Consider the following 16219-nt stretch of genomic DNA (forward strand, 5'->3'; position numbering starts at 1 on the left):
TCGCCGGGAAATGCCGGCGTGCTGCGGACATTGGCGCACCTGCTCATACTCGATGGCGAGGCGGAAAAGGCGCTTGCCACGATCGCCAGGCTGGAGACCTTGGACGGAATGGACCACCCGGCGCTTGCATTGCTGAAGAGCCGCGCCTTGCTCGTGGCCGGGCGCAAGACCGAGGCGCGCAGTGCCTTGCTGAGCTTCCTGTCGCACCGAGGTGTTGAATGACCATATCGGAGCGACTTCTGCGATTCCTGGCCAGGCTTTCACGCCGCAGCGACCTGGTCATTGCCGTCCTGCTGCTCGTCGCAGTGGTGATGATGCTTATCCCGTTGCCGACATTCCTCGTCGACATTCTCATCACCGCCAATATCGCCATCAGCGTGCTTATCTTGCTGGCTTCGTTTTACGTTTCTCATCCGCTCCAGTTCTCGTCGCTGCCGTCGGTCATCCTCATCGCCACCTTGTTCCGGCTGGCCATCACGATCACGACCACGCGACTGATCCTGCTCCAGGCCGACGCCGGGGATATCATTACCGCTTTCGGTACCTTCGTCGTCGGCGGCAGTATTGCGGTGGGCTTGGTCATCTTCCTGATCATCACCGTCGCGCAGTTCATCGTGGTTGCACGGGGTGCCGAACGCGTCGCCGAGGTGGCCGCGCGCTTCACGCTCGATGCGCTGCCGGGCAAGCAGATGAGTATCGATGCCGAGTTGCGCAACGGCGACATTGACCAGGCGGAGGCACGCCGTCTGCGCCAGCAGTTGGAGCGCGAGAGCCAGCTGTTCGGCGCGATGGACGGCGCCATGAAATTCGTCAAGGGCGACGTCATCGCCGGGATCGTGATCATTCTGGTCAACCTTGTCGGTGGGTTCGCCGTCGGAACGCTGCAGCACGATATGTCCCTGGGGGACGCGGCTGCCACCTACTCGCTGCTCACCGTGGGTGACGGGCTGGTGGCGCAGATACCGGCACTGCTCGTCGCCGTGGCCGCCGGTACGATGGTGACGCGCGTCGGCAGCGCCGACGGAACTGGCGATCTTGGCCAGCAAATAACCAGCCAGCTCCTGCGGGATTCCCGAGCGCTCGCGCTGGCCGCGGTGATCATGGTCGGCCTTGCCATGGTGCCGGGCTTCCCCTTTATCGTGTTCCTGATGCTTGGTGCCTGCTTCGGAGCGGGCGCCTATGCAGTCAATCGGCGCACAGCCCAGGAATCCGAGCCCAAGGACATCGGCCAGCTGCCCGAACGGTCGGGGAATTCCGCCTCGCTTTCAGCAATCCCCACCGGAATACTGCCTCCTTCCTATCGCGTCGTGGTACGCCTCGGAACAGAACTCGGACGCTCGATTCCCGAGCCCGAATTCGCCGCGCTCGCCGACGGCGTGCGCCGCGAACTCTTCGGCGATCTCGGTATCGACGTTCCGGCTATCGGCACGCAGGTCGACGAGATGCTTTCACCACGAAGCATCCGCATCGATCTGGAAGGAGCACCCATCCTGGATGCCGAAATTCCAGCCGACCGCGTTCTTGTCGAAGCGGACGCAACGCATCTCGATCTGCTCGAAGTGACCTACGAAAAAGGTCCTTCGGTTGCCGGTCAGCGCAAATTCGTGTGGGTCGATGACAGCGACATATCGGTGCTGAAGGAAGCCGGCTTCGCCTTCTCCACACCGGCCGAAACAGCGGCCAGATGGACCGGAAATTCGCTTCGGCTTTATGCCGGCCATTTCGTCGGGATTCAGGAAACACGCAGGCTTCTGTCGGACATGGAGCCGGATTATGCAGACCTGGTCAGGCAGGCACAGGAGATCGTGCCACTGCAGAAGATCGCGGAAGTGCTTCGCCGGCTCGTCGGTGAAAACGTGCCGATCCGCAATCTGCGCCTGATCCTCGAAGCCCTGATCGAATGGGGCCAGCGCGAGCAGGACGTCGTCCTGCTGACGGAATATGTTCGCACATCCCTGAAACGCCAGATCAGCTTCCGCTCCGCCGGCCGCACCAACATCATCGCCGCCTATGTCCTGCAGCGGTCGGCCGAGGATATCCTGCGAAACGCAGTGCAAAGCACTTCGACCGGGACATTCCTGAATCTTTCCGACGATGATGCGCAGGCCCTGGTCACCGAAATCGAGCGGGCGCTGGCGCAGAACTCCACCGATGTCTCGCCGGTGGTCCTCGCCGCGATGGATGTGCGGCGTCATATGCGTAGCCTGCTCATGCACAATGCCATCGAGCTTCCGGTTCTGTCCTTCCAGGAACTCGCGCAAGAATTCAACGTCCAGCCGCTGGCCACGATCTCGGGCCGCTCGGGCAAAGCCGGCGCGCGCAGCGTCTCCCAGTCGTTGACATCGGCTCAGCCGAAGGCCGGGCAAGAGGCAACCTCATGACGCCAGCCGGACGGACGGGGACATTTGGGGAATCAGGAGAGGAACGGCATGACAATCCACGATAGCGCAGCAGGCGTTCGATCAGCCGCTGTCGCCAGGCGGACGGATTTGCGCCGGCTCGCTATCGCGACGGTTGGCTTCCTGCTGGCAGTCTTGTTCACATTTGCCGACGCGTCGGCGCAGAAGGTTTCGCCCTTGTCGAGCAAGCCAGCGCTCGACCTGCCGGTCGGGCAAGGACGCTTGCTGCGGATCTACGAACCGGTCGAATCCGTCCTCATCGCCGACACCACGATTGCAGACCTTCAAGTCGTGTCGCCGAGCATGGTCTATGTGTTCGGCCTCAAACCCGGCTTGACCAACCTCATCGCGATCGCCACCGATGAGCAGATCGAGGCAACGGCCCAATTCCGCGTCACGCCCGATGTCACGCCCGCCAATGAAGCGAAGCATGCAATGCAGCCGAACTCGGTGACAAATCTCCATATTTTCGGAACCCGCATTGTTGCGATGGGCGAGGCACGCGGCGTCGACGAGGCAGGGGATCTCGACAATGTCGCCCGGACATTCTCGCCGGCGCCAGCGCGATGACGACGGGCAAGAATACGGCATGCAACCGCATATCCACCTCTCCGTATTCAAGCCCGCCCCACCTTACACAGGCCAGCGCGGCCCACTGGAACCACGACAGTGCAATAAGATTGCAACATGGCCGAAGAAGCTGAGGAAAAGAAATTACCAGCGTCCGACAAGAAGCTTCGTGACGCCCGCCGCAAAGGCCAGGTTTCGCAAAGCCGCGACCTGGTCTCCGGCTTCACGCTTTTCGCAGCGCTCGCGTATCTTTATTTTTCCTGGCCGATGCTCTTCAGCCGCCTTTCGGAACTCGTGCAGACCGTGACGGTGCCCGGCGGCTCGTTCGGGGAGGTCAGTTTGCGGGCCATCCGCCATTCGTTTTCGTTGCTGATGCTTGCGACATTGCCGCTGGTCGGGATCGTTGTCGTTTTCACCATGGCCTTCGGCATGCTGGGGACATTCGGGCCGGTCTTCTCGTTTGAGCAGCTCAAGCCGCAGTTCGATCACATAAACCCGGCGAAGGGCCTTCAGAAAGTCCTGTCGCTCCGCAACGTCGTCGAGTTCACCAAGGGCCTGATCAAGGTGGTGTTGCTGGCAAGCCTGTTCGTATTCGTCTTGGCCGAATGGCTGCAGCCGCTCTTCGATGTGCCAGGCTGCGGTCAGTCATGTCTGGAGCCGATTATCAAGGCGGTGCTGACGCCCCTTGGAGTTGCCGCTGCCCTGGCCTTTGTCGTTATCGGCTTGATCGATGTTCCCATTCAGCGCTGGCTGTTCCTTCGCGACATGCGCATGACGACAACTGAATACAAGCGCGAGCACAAGGATCTCGAAGGAGATCCATTGATCCGCCATGAACAGCAGCGACAGCGGCGCGAAACGGTGATGCAACCTGCGAAGCTGGGCGTGAAAAATGCCGTCATCGTTTTCGCGTCCGCCGACCGCGCCGTGGCGTTGCGCTACGTTAAGGGCGAAACGCCTGTGCCGACGGTCGTCGGCAAGGGTCAGGGCCGCGCCGCCCACGAGATAATGGCTCAAGCGCGCCAGGCAGGTATCCCCATAGTTGAGGATGCGGCAGCTGCCGAAACACTCTTCGAGCAGGCGAACACCGGATCTTATATCGGCCAGCAGATGTTTTCGCCGGTCGTTCGCCATCTCGTCCGGCACGGGCTCACCTGAGGCAGGATCGCCGCAGAAGTGCCCGGCAAGCATTCCCACTCAATTGTTTAAACAGCATGCACCAACTGAAATTGCTGACAAATTTATTCTGACGGTGAGAAGATTCCGACGCTGGGCCCGTCAAAAAGTTACAGTATTGAATTTAAAAAGAAAATCGCCATGAAAATTTTTATGAGGTTTCGCCAACTATCGGGACCAGTCGGACGATTTATGCCCTTCTCGTCCTCTGGCGACGCGCCCGAATCTGCCCCTAAAACCAGCGTCATCAAACCATATCGCGCTTAGAAAACCAATGCCATCGGGGTCTCGGCAGGTCTCGGCACTGGCTGCATTGATGTTGCGCAAAAGTTTATCTGTCGACCCAGGGACCGCCTGCCGCCCAACGCGCATTGAAAGGCGCAGCCTGCGTCGTTGCGATCGTGGGCGGCATGACAAGCTCGGCGATGCGCGCCTGGATTTTCGAAGTGGTTCTTGTGCGAGGGCGACCTCGGTCCGTCTCAGAAACACCGCCCACTGGACTTGCTTTGCCTCGGCGAAGCCCGTCGTCAGCGCCAATGGCGTCTCGGTGGGAAGCGGCGTTTCACGGCGCTCGAAGGTCGTCTGCAACGCCCGCGCCAGAACCTCTCCTTCAAAGGCGAAGGCGCCCGCCCGGATGAAGTTCCACGGCACTGATCGGCGGCGCGACGACAAGCTCGGCCTCAAGCCAAGCAATCTCGGCGTCGAGCGGAGCCTTGCGCTCGACCACGCGATCGGCCGAGATCACGCCTTTGATCCGAGGTCGATCATCCGCTCCAATTCACCGCGCCGCTTGGCAAGCTCGCTCTCGATCCGGCCGCGATTGTTCGCCGGGTCAGAGTGGCAAGATCGATCTCTCTGTCAAAGCGCAGGTTCCGCCCACAGCATAGTTGCAACTCAACCAGCGACGCTGACAATCTGTCAGTGCCGTTGCCCATACGGGGTTCGCTCTGCGCCACGGGCATGTCCACGGGAAGGAACATGGGACCCGCCGACGGCAACAAGAGCCCTTCCTCCTCAGCTCTCGCCGCCAGATGTAAATCTGCTGCCGCGTCACATCATGCCACTCGGCAACCTCAGTCACGGTCGCCCCTCAATTCCAACCGACATGACGATGTCGAGCTTCTTCTTATCACCCCAGCGACGCCGCCGTTCAGCACCAAGAATCTCGACACGCATCGCAAACCTCGCACAAGACACGCCGCAAACGACGCCATCACGACGATGTCAGGCAGGCGGTGACAATCGGGCGGTTACGGGAAAACTGCGGCTCCGCCGACAGCTTGAAGTGCGTCGCCGTCTCGCGCGTCATCCAACCGGTATGCAGGCAAAGGAGCCGTCAGGCTGCGCAATGTGTGGATCGGCGTACAAAATTCCTTTTGCGCGAAAAACCAGGGTCCGATTCGGTGGTAATTGACACACCGACGAAGAGATTGCCGACGGTTATATCCTTGCTTGCTGTTCGAACCCGGTCGGCCATGTGAAAGTCGACGTATAGCAACCATTCCGCGATCTTTGATCAAGGTGCGTCTTCAAGCGCGGCGGCGCCTTGACGGTCCGCGGTCAACCCAAGTCGATAGGCGAAGCTATTGATGAAACGCGCTTCACCGACAGGGCAACCTTGATTGGCTGCTTCCTCGAGCCGCGGCCGGGTTTCGGCCCAGCTCAGTGATGAGTTTGATCCACCAACAGCGCCCAGAAAGCGAACAGCGGCGCATCCAGCGATCTCATGGCGTGTTTGATGCCTGGCGGATTGTAGAATGATCCGCCGATGCCCGGCGAAAACCAGGCCTTGTCACCCTGCTTGAACTCGCCATGTGAAAGCACGAGGTAGGTCTCTTCCGGCGGATGATCGTGGTCGGGATAGCGGACGTGAGGCGCCATCAACGTGACGCCGAGCCACAGATCGTTTCTGTCCTCAATGCCGCCTGGGCCAAGTATCATCGCGTTGGCATGACCGTCGCGGAAATTGCTGCTTGCAGACGGGTCGGGGTTCGATTTCAGCCGCCATTCGAGCAACGGCTCGATCGCCTTGAAGCGTTCGACCAGATTGCGAAGTGTGGACGGAACTGTCTCTTCTGCCAACGCCGGGCCGAGATAGGAACAGACTGGCAAACGGCTCCCAGCCGTGGTCCTTTCAGGCCCGGGAACCTCCGCTTGGGCGAAGAGCTGGATGATCGATCGGCGCGACCGCAGGTCGTGGGAGAACCGGTCGAATGCCACGAATGCTGTGTCTACAAAATATTGCAGCGCGTCACTTCTGACCATGACCGAACCCTTGTTATGAAGAGCGAACGCTGTCGTCCGCCGCCCGGCAATCAGATATCTTTCGCCAAGCGAAGTGCGTCGTAGATCGCAGCGTGGGTGTTGCGAGCTGAAACGGCATCTCCGATGCGGAAGAGTTGGAATAGGCCTTGCGGATTCCGCACCACCGACTGCGCTTGTCCGGCAATGAGCTCATCATGCGAAATCTCGCCGTGATTGGTCGATTTCGGTTTCAGTTCGAAATAGATGTCGTCGAGCGGAAGGGTGCCGTGATTGACGACAACCTGGTCCACGACGCGCTGCTTGGATATACCGCCGTAGTCGCTGCCGACGTTTGCAATGAGCTGGTTGCCATTCTTTTCAACAGACTCGAGTCGATAGGTAACGGTGAAGGTCACATCGAGTTTTTGAAGAGATCTCATGTAGGGCACGAGGTTCATAGCCATGACCTCGGGTGAGAAGGACCGGTCCGGTGTCATGATCTCAACCTTGGCTCCCGCGCCAGCGAGGAATTCCGCGGCCTGGAGTGCCGCGTGGTCACCCGCGTCGTCGAAGATGAGGACATTGCTTCCCGGCTTCACGTCTCCGGAAATGATGTCCCATGACGACACCACGAACTCGTTGCCCTTGGAAAGGACGTCGGTATGCGCCACCCCGCCCGTCGCAACGATGACGACGTCGGGATTTTCCGCCTCGATGGTTTCTGCTTCCGCCCAGCTATTGAACTTGATGGTCACTCCATGCTTTTCGCACTGGGCCATGCGCCAGTCGATGATGCTCATCATCTCCTTGCGGCGCGGGCTCAGCGCTGTCAGGCGGATCTGCCCGCCAGGGTCGCTGGCGGCCTCGAAGACCACGACCTCGTGTCCGCGCTCACCCGCCACGCGGGCGGCCTCGAGGCCAGCCGGACCTGCGCCGACCACGACAATCTTCCTGCGGGTTTCTGCCTTGGGGACGATGTGCGGCATGGTCAGTTCGCGGCCGGTCGCGGCGTTGTGAATGCAGTATGCCGCTCCGCCCTGATAGATGCGGTCAAGGCAATAGTTGGCACCCACGCAGGGCCTGATTTCGTCTTCGCGCTTTTCGATGATCTTCCGCACGATGTGTGGGTCAGTCATGTGGGCGCGCGTCATGCCGATCATGTCAACTTTGCCCGATGCAATCGCGTGGCGCGCAGTCGCCACATCCGGTATTTTCGCTGCATGGAAGGTTGGGAAGTTGGTCGCGGCACGAATCTCGCCGGCAAAATCAAGATGCGGCGCATTCGCCATTCCCTGAATCGGAATGACGTCGGTCAGGCCCGCATCGGTGTCGATGTGGCCGCGGATCACGTTGAGGTAGTCGATAAGTCCGCTTTCCTTGAGGCGCTTGGAGATTTCAATGCCCTCCGACACGCCATTGCCGCCGGAAAGACATTCATCCGCAGTATATCGCACGCCCAGGATGAAGTCCTCGCCGACCCGTGACCGGATCGCCTTCAAGACATCCATGCAGAAGCGCATGCGGTTATCAAGCGCACCGCCATAAGGACCGTCAAGTTCGTTCGTGAGAGGAGACGTGAACTGGTCGAGCAAGTGGCCGTAGGCCTCGAGCTCGACGCCATCCATCCCGCCTGCTTTCATTCGCTCCGCTGCGTCCGCGAAGTCCTTGATGATGCGTTCGATATCCCAGTCTTCAATTTTCTTGGGAAATGAGCGGTGTGAGGCTTCTCGATGATGGGACGGCGCCACAACCGGAAGCCAGTCGCCTTTGTCCCAGCGTGTACGCCGTCCAAGATGGGTTAGCTGGATCATGATGGCGGCACCCTCTTCGTGCACCGCATCGGTCATCTGCCTGATCCACGGCACGATCTCGTCCTTGTAGGCGAGCAGGTTATTGAAGACCGGGGGGCTGTCCTTCGAAACCGCCGCGGACCCGGCTGTCATCGTCATCGCCACACCGCCCTTAGCCCTTTCCACCGTGTAGGCAAGATAGCGCTGCTTCGGCATCCCGTCCTCCGGATAAGCCGGCTCGTGGGACGTCACGATGATGCGATTGCGCAGGGTCAAATGCTTGAGTTTGTACGGCTGCAGAAGGGGATCGTTCGACATCTGGCGGACTCCGGGATGGGACGGTATATGCGAACGCTATTCGAAAATGTACATATATGTCAAGTTTCGAAGCCGAGGCGTCGACTAAATAGACATCGATGTACATTTTTCTGGTTTTCACTTTGACAGTTTGTTAGGTTCGTCGCTCATGGAGCAAATTTCGAACGACAGCGGATGGCGCGGATCACCGGAGGGGTGGCTTGAATCCGCCTACGACTTGCTTCTGGAATCCGGCGTCGACTCTGTGAGAATTTCGCCATTGGCCAAGAAGTTGGGCTTGTCGCGCACCAGCTTCTATTGGTTCTTCAAGGATAGAGAAGAACTGTTGGCTTCCCTCGTGACCCGCTGGCGGGACAAGAACACTGGCAACCTCGTAAAGCAGGCTGAGGCCTATGCCGAGACGGTCGCCGAAGCGATGCTAAACGTTTTCGACTGCTGGCTCGACAAGTCCTTGTTCGATTCACAGTTCGAGTTCGCAGTCAGAAGCTGGGCGCTTCAATCTCCTGACATTCTGGCAGAGGTGCATAAAGCCGACCAGGCGCGTCTCGATGCAATGAGCCAAATGTTCGTCCGCTTCGGTTACGAGGAAAGCTCAGCCGATGTTCGAGCGCGCACAATCTACCTTGTGCAGATTGGCTACATCTCAATGCAGACCAAGGAAGATCTCGCGAACCGCATGAACCGCATTCCCGGGTACGTAGAGATCTTTACAGGTGAGGCCCCGCAGAAGCGCGAGCTAGACCGGTTCTTCGCCAGACATGGCTATTCGGGGGGGTGAGGCAGGTTTGACAATGGGCGAACCCTTGAGCATCGGAATAATCGGCGGAGGTGGCTGGCTTGGACGCGCCTTCGCCGAGGCCATCATCGATGCGCAAATAGTGTCCCCCGAGCAACTCACTCTCTCTCATAGAAGCGGGCAACCCGGCTTTCAGCCAAGCGCAACATGGACCAGGGACAATCAGGAGCTGGCGGATCGATCTGATGTCATCATCGTATCGGTCCGCCCCCAGGATTGGCCTGCTATCGAGATTTCTGCGTATGGCAAGCTCGTCATGTCGGTCATGGCCGGAATCCCTCTCGACCAATTGGCTAAACGTCTCAAGACCGACCGTGTCGTCCGCACGCTTCCGAATGCAGCGGCAGAGGTGCGGTATTCCTATAGTCCCTGGATAGGCTCCCAGGAGGTCACCGCGGATGACCGCAATGTCGTTCGCCGTATTCTGGAGGCCTGTGGTGCTGCCGATGAGGTCAAAAGCGAAGCAGATATCGACTATATGACGGGCCTTACAGGCTCCGGCCCAGCCTTTCCGGCGCTTTTGGCGGCAGCGATGATCGACGATGCGGTCAGCCGAGGAATGAACCCAGATATTGCCCGGCGGGGCGTCAGCGCGGTGCTGATTGGAACCGGCAAACTCCTCGCGGCTCGCGCAGAAAACCCCAAAGATATCGTCCAGACTTTCGTCAACTACCGCGGCACTACCGCGGCAGCGATCGAGGCCATGCGCGCAGCCGGATTTGAAGCAGCCGTGCGAGGCGGCCTTGCTGCAGCGCTTCAGAAATCTGTGGCTATGGGACAAGCCACCTGACAGCCGCACGAGCCGTGCCTCCCTCCGACCGCTGGTGAGATACTATGTCAAAACTCTTTCCGCATCTGTTCTCGCCGGTAAAGCTGGGCAGCCGCACCTTGCGAAACCGGATCGTGTTCGGGGCTCATACCGCCAACATGGCCGAAAATGGCGTACCGACCGAACGACACGTTGCCTACTATGCCGAGCGAGCCATCGGTGGGGCTGGCATGATTGTTGTCGAACCCATGCCCGTTCATCAGGCCGCCGTCCTGACACGCGGCAATTTTCGACCTGGCGACGATAGCGTCATTCCTCATTTCCAGCAGGTCACACGCGCCATCAAAGACCACGGAGCGATCGCCATCCAGCAGCTCTATCATGTCGGTGCGCATGGCGATTCGGACAACTCGTTTCATGCACATTGGTCGCCCTCGGGCCTTCCAAGCTACCATGACAGCGACGGTTCCCACGCTATGTCCGAGGATGAGATTTGGGAGACCATCGACGGCTTTGTCCAGGCCGCGCGCCGCTGCCGGGAGGCCGGCTTCGATGGCGTCGAAGTCTGGGCCTCCTATCTTGGACTGGTCGATCAGTTCTGGACACCCTGGACAAACCAACGCCAGGACCAGTGGGGAGGCTCGCTCGAAAACCGCACGCGGATCTCCCGCGAGATCCTGACCCGCATCCGCGAAACTTGCGGCCGAGATTTTATCGTTGGGCTCTCGGTCAGCGATGAGCCAGACTACACTGTCGCGCTCAGTCGCCAGGAGCTGGCGGAGATCGTTCGGCTGCATGATAAGCAGGAGCTGATCGACTACGTGACCTGCGGAACCGGCAGCTACCTCGATTTCTACAAGATAATGCCGACCTTTCTCTATCCGGAGAAGCTTGGCGCCGATCTTGCGGCGACCCTCAAGGGCGTGGTCAAGACGGCCCTCGTGGTGGCCGAGAGCCATATCAGGACGCCTGAAAACGCCGAAACCGTGCTCGGCGAGAAAGCTGCCGATCTGGTTTCGATCGTCCGAGGCCAGATCGCCGACCCGCATCTGTCACGCAAGGCTGCGGCAGACCGGCCAGAGGACGTGCGGGGATGCATATCCTGCAACCAAATGTGCTGGGGCCGTCGTTCGCGCGACTACTGGATCAGCTGCCTTATCAATCCCTCTGCAGGGCGCGAGTTTGAATGGGGCGGTGACCGGTTCACCTCCGCTGTTATCAAGAAACGGGTACTTGTCGTCGGCGGCGGCCCCGCCGGCCTCGAAGCGGCTCGGGTTGCCGCCGAGCGGGGTCACGACGTCGTGCTGGCCGAAGCTTCCAGCAGATTGGGCGGGAACTTTCTGCTTGCCGGACTGCAACCGCGCCGCGGCCAAATCCTCGACCTCCTTGGGTGGTATGAGCGCCAGCTCAGCAAACTGAATGTCGACGTGCGACTGAACACCTATGTCGAGGCGTCGGAAATCCCCTCATTCCAGGCTGATGCCGTCATCCTGGCCACGGGGTCCGTGTCTCCTGAAACCGGCTTTCAGAAGGCGCTGCCGGCAATGCCGAGCCTGCCCGGCATCGAAAGAGGCAACGTCTTCTCGATCGAATCCGTCATGGCTCGCGTTGCGCGACCAGGCAAGCGCGTGCTTTTGCTGGACGAGGGAGGCGGTTGGCGCGGTGGCGGTACAGCCTGGAAACTTGCCGAGGATGGTCATCAGGTGACCATTCTCACGCCCGATCCGCTGATCGGCAAGGAACTGCAGCGCACGGCTGCCGATTTCCCGCTGCGGCGGACATTGCGCCAGCTCGGCGTCACTTGGTTGGTGGATGTCAGCGTGCTGGAATGGCACGGGGATGGCGCGACCATCGTTGACCACAACACCAGTGAAGAGAGCTTTGTGCCCGGCGATTGCCTTGTTCTCGCAACCACCAATGTGGCGGCGAATTGGCTGGCGAAAGAGTTGGAAAATACGTCCCAGCCTTTCGTGGAGGTCGGCGACGCCGTCGCCCCGCGCCAGGCGCCCTACGCCTTCCACGAAGGACGGAAAATTGCCTTGGGGCTATGAAGCGCGCACGTTGTGCTTGCGCTTCATGTAATCCTTGGCGGTCTCGACGGCGACCGCCGCGTCGCGGCAGTAGGCATCGGCGCCGACGGCCTTGCCGAATTCCTCGTTCAGCGGGGCGCCACCGACCAGCACGACATAGTCGTCGCGGATGCCCTTTTCCTTCATCGTGTCGATGACGACCTTCATGTAGGGCATGGTCGTGGTCAGCAGTGCCGACATGCCGATGATGTCTGGCTGATGCTTCTCGATCGCATCGAGATATTTCTCGACCGCATTGTTGATGCCGAGGTCGATGACGTCGAAGCCGGCGCCCTCCATCATCATGCCGACAAGGTTCTTGCCAATGTCGTGGATGTCGCCCTTGACGGTGCCGATCACCATCTTGCCCTGCTTCGGCGCACCAGTGGCGGCGAGCAGCGGACGCAGGATGAACATGCCGGCCTTCATGGCATTGGCCGACAGCAGCACTTCGGGAACGAACAGGATGCCGTCGCGAAAATCCTCGCCGACAATGCGCATGCCTTCGACCAGCGCCTCGGTCAGCACCTTGTAGGGCGCCCAGCCGCGCTCGAGCAGGATGTTGGTGCCTTCCTCAATCTCTTCCTTCAACCCGTCATAGAGATCGTCGTGCATCTGCTGCACCAACTCGTCGTCGGAAAGTTCGGAAAGGATGATCTCGTCGTCGGACATTTTGCCTACGCCAATTGCTTGTCAGTGATTTACGGGCTGCCGGCACCTTTGTCATAGGTGCCGGCAGCATTTGCTTGCAAGTCGCGGGAGTTAAATCAGGCGTCCAGCCAGACGTTCTGGAAGTCCATTTCGTAGGTCTGGTGCATTCCGTAGTTCTTCACCTTCTTGCTCATGTGGCAGTAGAGCTTCTGCCAGAACGGCTGGATGATGACGCCGGAATCCTGCAAGATCTGCTCGACGTCCTTCATCACTTCCTTGCGCTTGGCAGGATCGGCCAGCGAGAGCGCCTGCTTGAGCTTGGCGTCGAAATCCGGGTTGGCATAGGCCGTTTCGTTCCATGCTTCGCCGGTGCGATAGCCGAGCGCCAGCACCTGGACGCCCAGCGGCCGCATGTACCAGATGGTCATCGAGTACGGATATTTCGTCCAGTCATTCCAGAAGGTCGAGCCCGGCAGCACCGTACGCTTGACCTTAATGCCGGCATCGCGCAATTGGCCGGCGATCGCATCGCCGGTGTTCTTCTGCCATTCGTCCTCGACGGTGATCAGTTCGTGCTCGAAGTCGGCCTGCCCCGCATCCGCCATCAGCTTCTTGGCGGCGGCGGCATCGCGTGTCTTCTTGGGCAGCGGATAGTATTCGGGATGGATCGGGGCGACGTGGTGGTTCTCGCCGACCGTGCCGAGCCCGGCGTAGCCGAGCTGCATGACGGCATTGTTGTCGACGGCCATCTGCAGCGCATTGCGCACCCGCTGGTCGTCATAGGGCTTGTGGGTGATGTTGGTGCGGGCAACGAGCGTGGTCGCTGTCGCGACCTCCGACTTTACCAGATCCATCTTGTCGAGGGCGTCGATGAAGTCGGCCGGCGTTTCGAAATCGAGGTCGATCTCGCCGGACTCGAAGGCATTTAGCGTGGCGTTGAAGTCGGTGCCGTAGTCGATGAACTCGACCCCGTCGAGCGGCGTTTCGCCACCCCACCACTTGCTGTTCTCGCGACGCTTGACGACCGCCTTCGTACCCACCGCATAAGACACCAGTTCGAAAGGTCCGGTGCCGATTGGCTTCTTGATCGGGTCGGCGCCATCCTTGTCGAAGTCGCGATGCACGACCAGCGCCGGATAATCGGTGAAGCCCGGTATGATCGCGATGTCGGGTTCGGTCAGCTTCAGCTTGACCGTGAGGTCATCGACCTTGGTGATGGCGCCATCCTTGGCCTTGCCGGTCTTTGTGTCGATCAGCGCGCCGACGCGTGCCGCCATGGAATTGCCGGACGCACCCTTCTCGCACCAGCGGTTCAGATTGGCGACCACGTCATCGGCGTTGAAGGCATCGCCATTGTTCCAGGTGACGCCTTTGCGCAGATGCAGTGTGTATTCGGTGGCGTCGTCATTGACGTCCCAGCTTTCGAGCAGGACCGGCTCGAAGGTGAACTCGTGCGTGTAGCGGACGAGCGGCTCCAGCCAGCTGCGGGTGACGTTTGCCATCTCGGTCCAGTCATAGGTGCGCGGATCCTTCTGCGCCTTGACCGACATCGCGACACGCAGCGTTCCGCCCTTTTTCGGTTCATCAGCCAGGGCTTTGGTCGGCTCGGCAAGGCCGATCATGCTGTAGGCGAAAGCCGTCGACGCGCCGAAGGCGCTGGCCAGCGCCAGGAATTCGCGCCGGTCCATATGGCCTGCACGCGTCTCTTTCGCCATTGCCTCGATAGCGCCCGGGACGCGGTCGCCATTGCTTCTGAAGAGTGTCATTTTTTCCTCCCTTTTGTTCCCGTTACGTCTTTAACTGACGCTGTCCGGCAGCCGCTCCTCGCGCCGCGCGATGAAATCCGTCAGGCCCTCGGCGATGCCTTCGTCAAGCTTCGGTTCCTCATAGTCGGCGAGCATGTTGCGCGCCTTCTCGCGACCGCGCGTGTCGTGGTCCTTCGCCCCTTCAGCCTTCCATTGTTCGTACGAATTGAAGTCCATGATGCTGGGTATGAAGAAGGCGGACTCGAAATGTTCGAGCGTGTGTTTGGTGCCGAGGAAATGGCCCTGCGGGCCCACCTCGCGGATCGCCGCCATCGCTTCCTTGAAATCGTCGAACGGCAGCCCGCCGGCGTATTTGTACCAGCCGACAAGCTGTTCGCAGTCGGTCGCGAATTTCGAATAGCCGCAAGTCAGGCCGGCCTCGAGCCATCCGGCGGAGTGCCAGATGTAATTGGCGCCTGAAAGGATGGCGGCATGCATCAGCATGTTCGCCTCGTAACCGGCCTGCGCATCGTTCAGCTTCGACCCGACATGGAAGCCAGACGTGCGCCACGGCAGCCGGTATTTCCGCGCCAGCGCCCCCATCAGATACATCATTTGGGCCGCCTCCGGCGTGCCGCCCATGGGAGCGCCGGTCTTCATGTCCACCGTCACCATGAACTGTCCGTAGACCTGCGGCGACCCAGGGCGCAGCAATTGCGTGAACGCGACGCCAGCCACCGCTTCCGCGTTGACCTGCGCCACGGCACCCACGGCGGAGGCCGAGGTCGAGGCGCCGCACAGCGCGAAGGGCGCCAGGATCACCGGCTGGTTGCTGCGCGCATAGACCTTCATCGCGTCCAGCATGGTGGCGTCCCAGACCAGCGGCGAATTGCAGTTGGTAATCGACACCAGCACCGGATTGTCGCGGACGAAATCCTCGCCGAACACGATGCCCGCCATCGCCATCGTGTCTTCAGCGCGTTCCTTCGACGTAACGATGCCCATGAAAGGCTTGTCGGAATGCTTCAGCGCTGAATGGATGATGTGGAGGTGACGCTTCGGCACCGCAATTTCCATCGGCTCGCAGATGACCGAGCTCGACGAGTGCAGTGCCGGCGCCATGTAGGCGAGCTTGTGGAAATTGTTGAGGTCGGCGAGCGAGCCGTAACGCCTGTTGTTGTCGAGGTCGCGCACGTAGGGCGCGCCGTACATCGGCACGAAGATGGAGTTGTTGCCGCCTACCCGCACCGTACGCTGCGGATTTCGCGCATTGAGCGTAAACTCTGACGGGACTTTCGATACCAGTTCCATCAGCAGCGCACGGTCGATACGGACGCGCGTCTCGGAAACATCGGCTCCGGCGGCCTTCCACAGGGCAATCGCCTCGTCGTCGCGGAATTCGCAACCAACCTCTTCGAGGATCGAGAGCGACTCCTGATGGATCAACTCCACCGCCTCATCCGGGACCATTTCATACACAGGGATCTTGCGGACCAGGGTCGGAAAAGAGGCCATGGGAATTCCGCGCAGCGTCTTGCGCCCCACGCGGCCACCCGCTCGACGGTTGGCAGGTTCGGTTATTTCAGCGGCCGGTGCGTTCATGGAAACTCCATCCTCCCAGATTCAGTTATCTTAGCGAGACGAAATTCGGCTGTGACGCTGGAAAATTCTAATCAATGCGATAAGCTCTGA

The 16219-nt window shown here is 60.1% G+C and carries 13 protein-coding genes; 7 read left to right on the top strand and 6 right to left on the bottom strand.

Going from position 1 to position 16219, the window contains the following annotated elements:
* The first annotated feature begins 18 nt into the window (after nucleotides 1-18).
* From NKJ90_RS09310 to NKJ90_RS09325, 4 genes are all read left to right on the top strand, one after another.
* The gene (locus tag NKJ90_RS09310) at nucleotides 19-222 is read left to right on the top strand and encodes a hypothetical protein (protein WP_352485947.1); all 204 of its coding nucleotides are present in this window, start codon (nucleotides 19-21) and stop codon (nucleotides 220-222) included.
* Nucleotides 219-2381, top strand: coding sequence for a type III secretion system export apparatus subunit SctV (gene sctV / locus NKJ90_RS09315; protein WP_352485948.1), 2163 nt, complete (start codon nucleotides 219-221; stop codon nucleotides 2379-2381). Before NKJ90_RS09310 ends, sctV begins: the two co-directional genes overlap by 4 nt.
* A gap of 48 nt (nucleotides 2382-2429) precedes the next feature.
* The gene (locus NKJ90_RS09320) at nucleotides 2430-2969 is read left to right on the top strand and encodes a pilus assembly protein N-terminal domain-containing protein (protein WP_352485949.1); all 540 of its coding nucleotides are present in this window, start codon (nucleotides 2430-2432) and stop codon (nucleotides 2967-2969) included.
* A 117-nt stretch (nucleotides 2970-3086) separates the two neighbouring features.
* Complete coding sequence (locus NKJ90_RS09325; RefSeq protein WP_352485950.1) at nucleotides 3087-4127, top strand: EscU/YscU/HrcU family type III secretion system export apparatus switch protein; 1041 nt, start codon at nucleotides 3087-3089, stop codon at nucleotides 4125-4127.
* A gap of 628 nt (nucleotides 4128-4755) precedes the next feature.
* On the opposite strand, the gene NKJ90_RS09330 is transcribed toward NKJ90_RS09325, so the two are convergent.
* The 3 genes from NKJ90_RS09330 to NKJ90_RS09340 form a co-directional block, all read right to left on the bottom strand.
* Nucleotides 4756-4890, bottom strand: coding sequence for a hypothetical protein (locus tag NKJ90_RS09330; RefSeq protein ID WP_023758752.1), 135 nt, complete (start codon nucleotides 4888-4890; stop codon nucleotides 4756-4758).
* Between the two features lie 917 nt (nucleotides 4891-5807).
* Entirely contained in the window at nucleotides 5808-6410 is a 603-nt protein-coding gene (locus NKJ90_RS09335; RefSeq protein WP_352485951.1) for a dimethylsulfoniopropionate lyase, read from the bottom strand.
* A 50-nt stretch (nucleotides 6411-6460) separates the two neighbouring features.
* Nucleotides 6461-8497, bottom strand: a complete 2037-nt coding sequence (locus tag NKJ90_RS09340) for an oxidoreductase (protein ID WP_352485952.1) — start codon at nucleotides 8495-8497, stop codon at nucleotides 6461-6463.
* Nucleotides 8498-8645: 148 nt separating this feature from the next.
* On the opposite strand from NKJ90_RS09340, the gene NKJ90_RS09345 reads away from it, so the two are divergent.
* The 3 genes from NKJ90_RS09345 to NKJ90_RS09355 are packed head-to-tail and all read left to right on the top strand — an operon-like array spanning nucleotide 8646 to nucleotide 12113.
* Nucleotides 8646-9275, top strand: coding sequence for a TetR/AcrR family transcriptional regulator (locus NKJ90_RS09345; RefSeq protein ID WP_352485953.1), 630 nt, complete (start codon nucleotides 8646-8648; stop codon nucleotides 9273-9275).
* Nucleotides 9276-9288: 13 nt separating this feature from the next.
* A complete protein-coding gene (locus NKJ90_RS09350; protein ID WP_352485954.1) occupies nucleotides 9289-10083 on the top strand; it encodes a pyrroline-5-carboxylate reductase family protein in 795 nt (264 codons plus the stop codon).
* Nucleotides 10084-10127: 44 nt separating this feature from the next.
* On the top strand, nucleotides 10128-12113 hold the full coding sequence (locus NKJ90_RS09355; protein WP_352485955.1) for an oxidoreductase: 1986 nt from the start codon (nucleotides 10128-10130) through the stop codon (nucleotides 12111-12113).
* Here the strand turns inward: NKJ90_RS09355 and NKJ90_RS09360 are convergent.
* The 3 genes from NKJ90_RS09360 to NKJ90_RS09370 all read right to left on the bottom strand — a co-directional run bounded on the left by NKJ90_RS09360 (nucleotide 12108) and on the right by NKJ90_RS09370 (nucleotide 16129).
* The gene (locus tag NKJ90_RS09360) at nucleotides 12108-12803 is read right to left on the bottom strand and encodes a cobalamin B12-binding domain-containing protein (RefSeq protein WP_352485956.1); all 696 of its coding nucleotides are present in this window, start codon (nucleotides 12801-12803) and stop codon (nucleotides 12108-12110) included. The two genes, NKJ90_RS09355 and NKJ90_RS09360, sit on opposite strands and share 6 nt — an antisense overlap.
* A 95-nt stretch (nucleotides 12804-12898) precedes the next feature.
* Nucleotides 12899-14548: an ABC transporter substrate-binding protein gene (locus NKJ90_RS09365; protein ID WP_031260045.1), complete on the bottom strand. Its 1650-nt coding sequence runs from the start codon at nucleotides 14546-14548 to the stop codon at nucleotides 12899-12901.
* 30 nt (nucleotides 14549-14578) lie between these two features.
* Complete coding sequence (locus tag NKJ90_RS09370) at nucleotides 14579-16129, bottom strand: trimethylamine methyltransferase family protein (protein ID WP_352485957.1); 1551 nt, start codon at nucleotides 16127-16129, stop codon at nucleotides 14579-14581.
* Nucleotides 16130-16219 lie beyond the last annotated feature (90 nt).

The sequence above is a fragment of the Mesorhizobium sp. M0051 genome (genome assembly GCF_040323235.1).
In the GTDB taxonomy this organism is placed as follows: Bacteria; Pseudomonadota; Alphaproteobacteria; order Rhizobiales; family Rhizobiaceae; genus Mesorhizobium.

Coding starts and splice junctions, on each gene's coding strand:
- NKJ90_RS09370 (WP_352485957.1), bottom strand. CDS start 16,129: ATGAACGCACCGGCCGCTGAAATAACCGAACCTGCCAACCGTCGAGCG.
- NKJ90_RS09345 (WP_352485953.1), top strand. CDS start 8,646: ATGGAGCAAATTTCGAACGACAGCGGATGGCGCGGATCACCGGAGGGG.
- NKJ90_RS09355 (WP_352485955.1), top strand. CDS start 10,128: ATGTCAAAACTCTTTCCGCATCTGTTCTCGCCGGTAAAGCTGGGCAGC.
- NKJ90_RS09335 (WP_352485951.1), bottom strand. CDS start 6,410: ATGGTCAGAAGTGACGCGCTGCAATATTTTGTAGACACAGCATTCGTG.
- NKJ90_RS09360 (WP_352485956.1), bottom strand. CDS start 12,803: ATGTCCGACGACGAGATCATCCTTTCCGAACTTTCCGACGACGAGTTG.
- NKJ90_RS09350 (WP_352485954.1), top strand. CDS start 9,289: ATGGGCGAACCCTTGAGCATCGGAATAATCGGCGGAGGTGGCTGGCTT.
- NKJ90_RS09365 (WP_031260045.1), bottom strand. CDS start 14,548: ATGACACTCTTCAGAAGCAATGGCGACCGCGTCCCGGGCGCTATCGAG.
- NKJ90_RS09340 (WP_352485952.1), bottom strand. CDS start 8,497: ATGTCGAACGATCCCCTTCTGCAGCCGTACAAACTCAAGCATTTGACC.
- NKJ90_RS09325 (WP_352485950.1), top strand. CDS start 3,087: ATGGCCGAAGAAGCTGAGGAAAAGAAATTACCAGCGTCCGACAAGAAG.
- sctV (WP_352485948.1), top strand. CDS start 219: ATGACCATATCGGAGCGACTTCTGCGATTCCTGGCCAGGCTTTCACGC.
- NKJ90_RS09320 (WP_352485949.1), top strand. CDS start 2,430: ATGACAATCCACGATAGCGCAGCAGGCGTTCGATCAGCCGCTGTCGCC.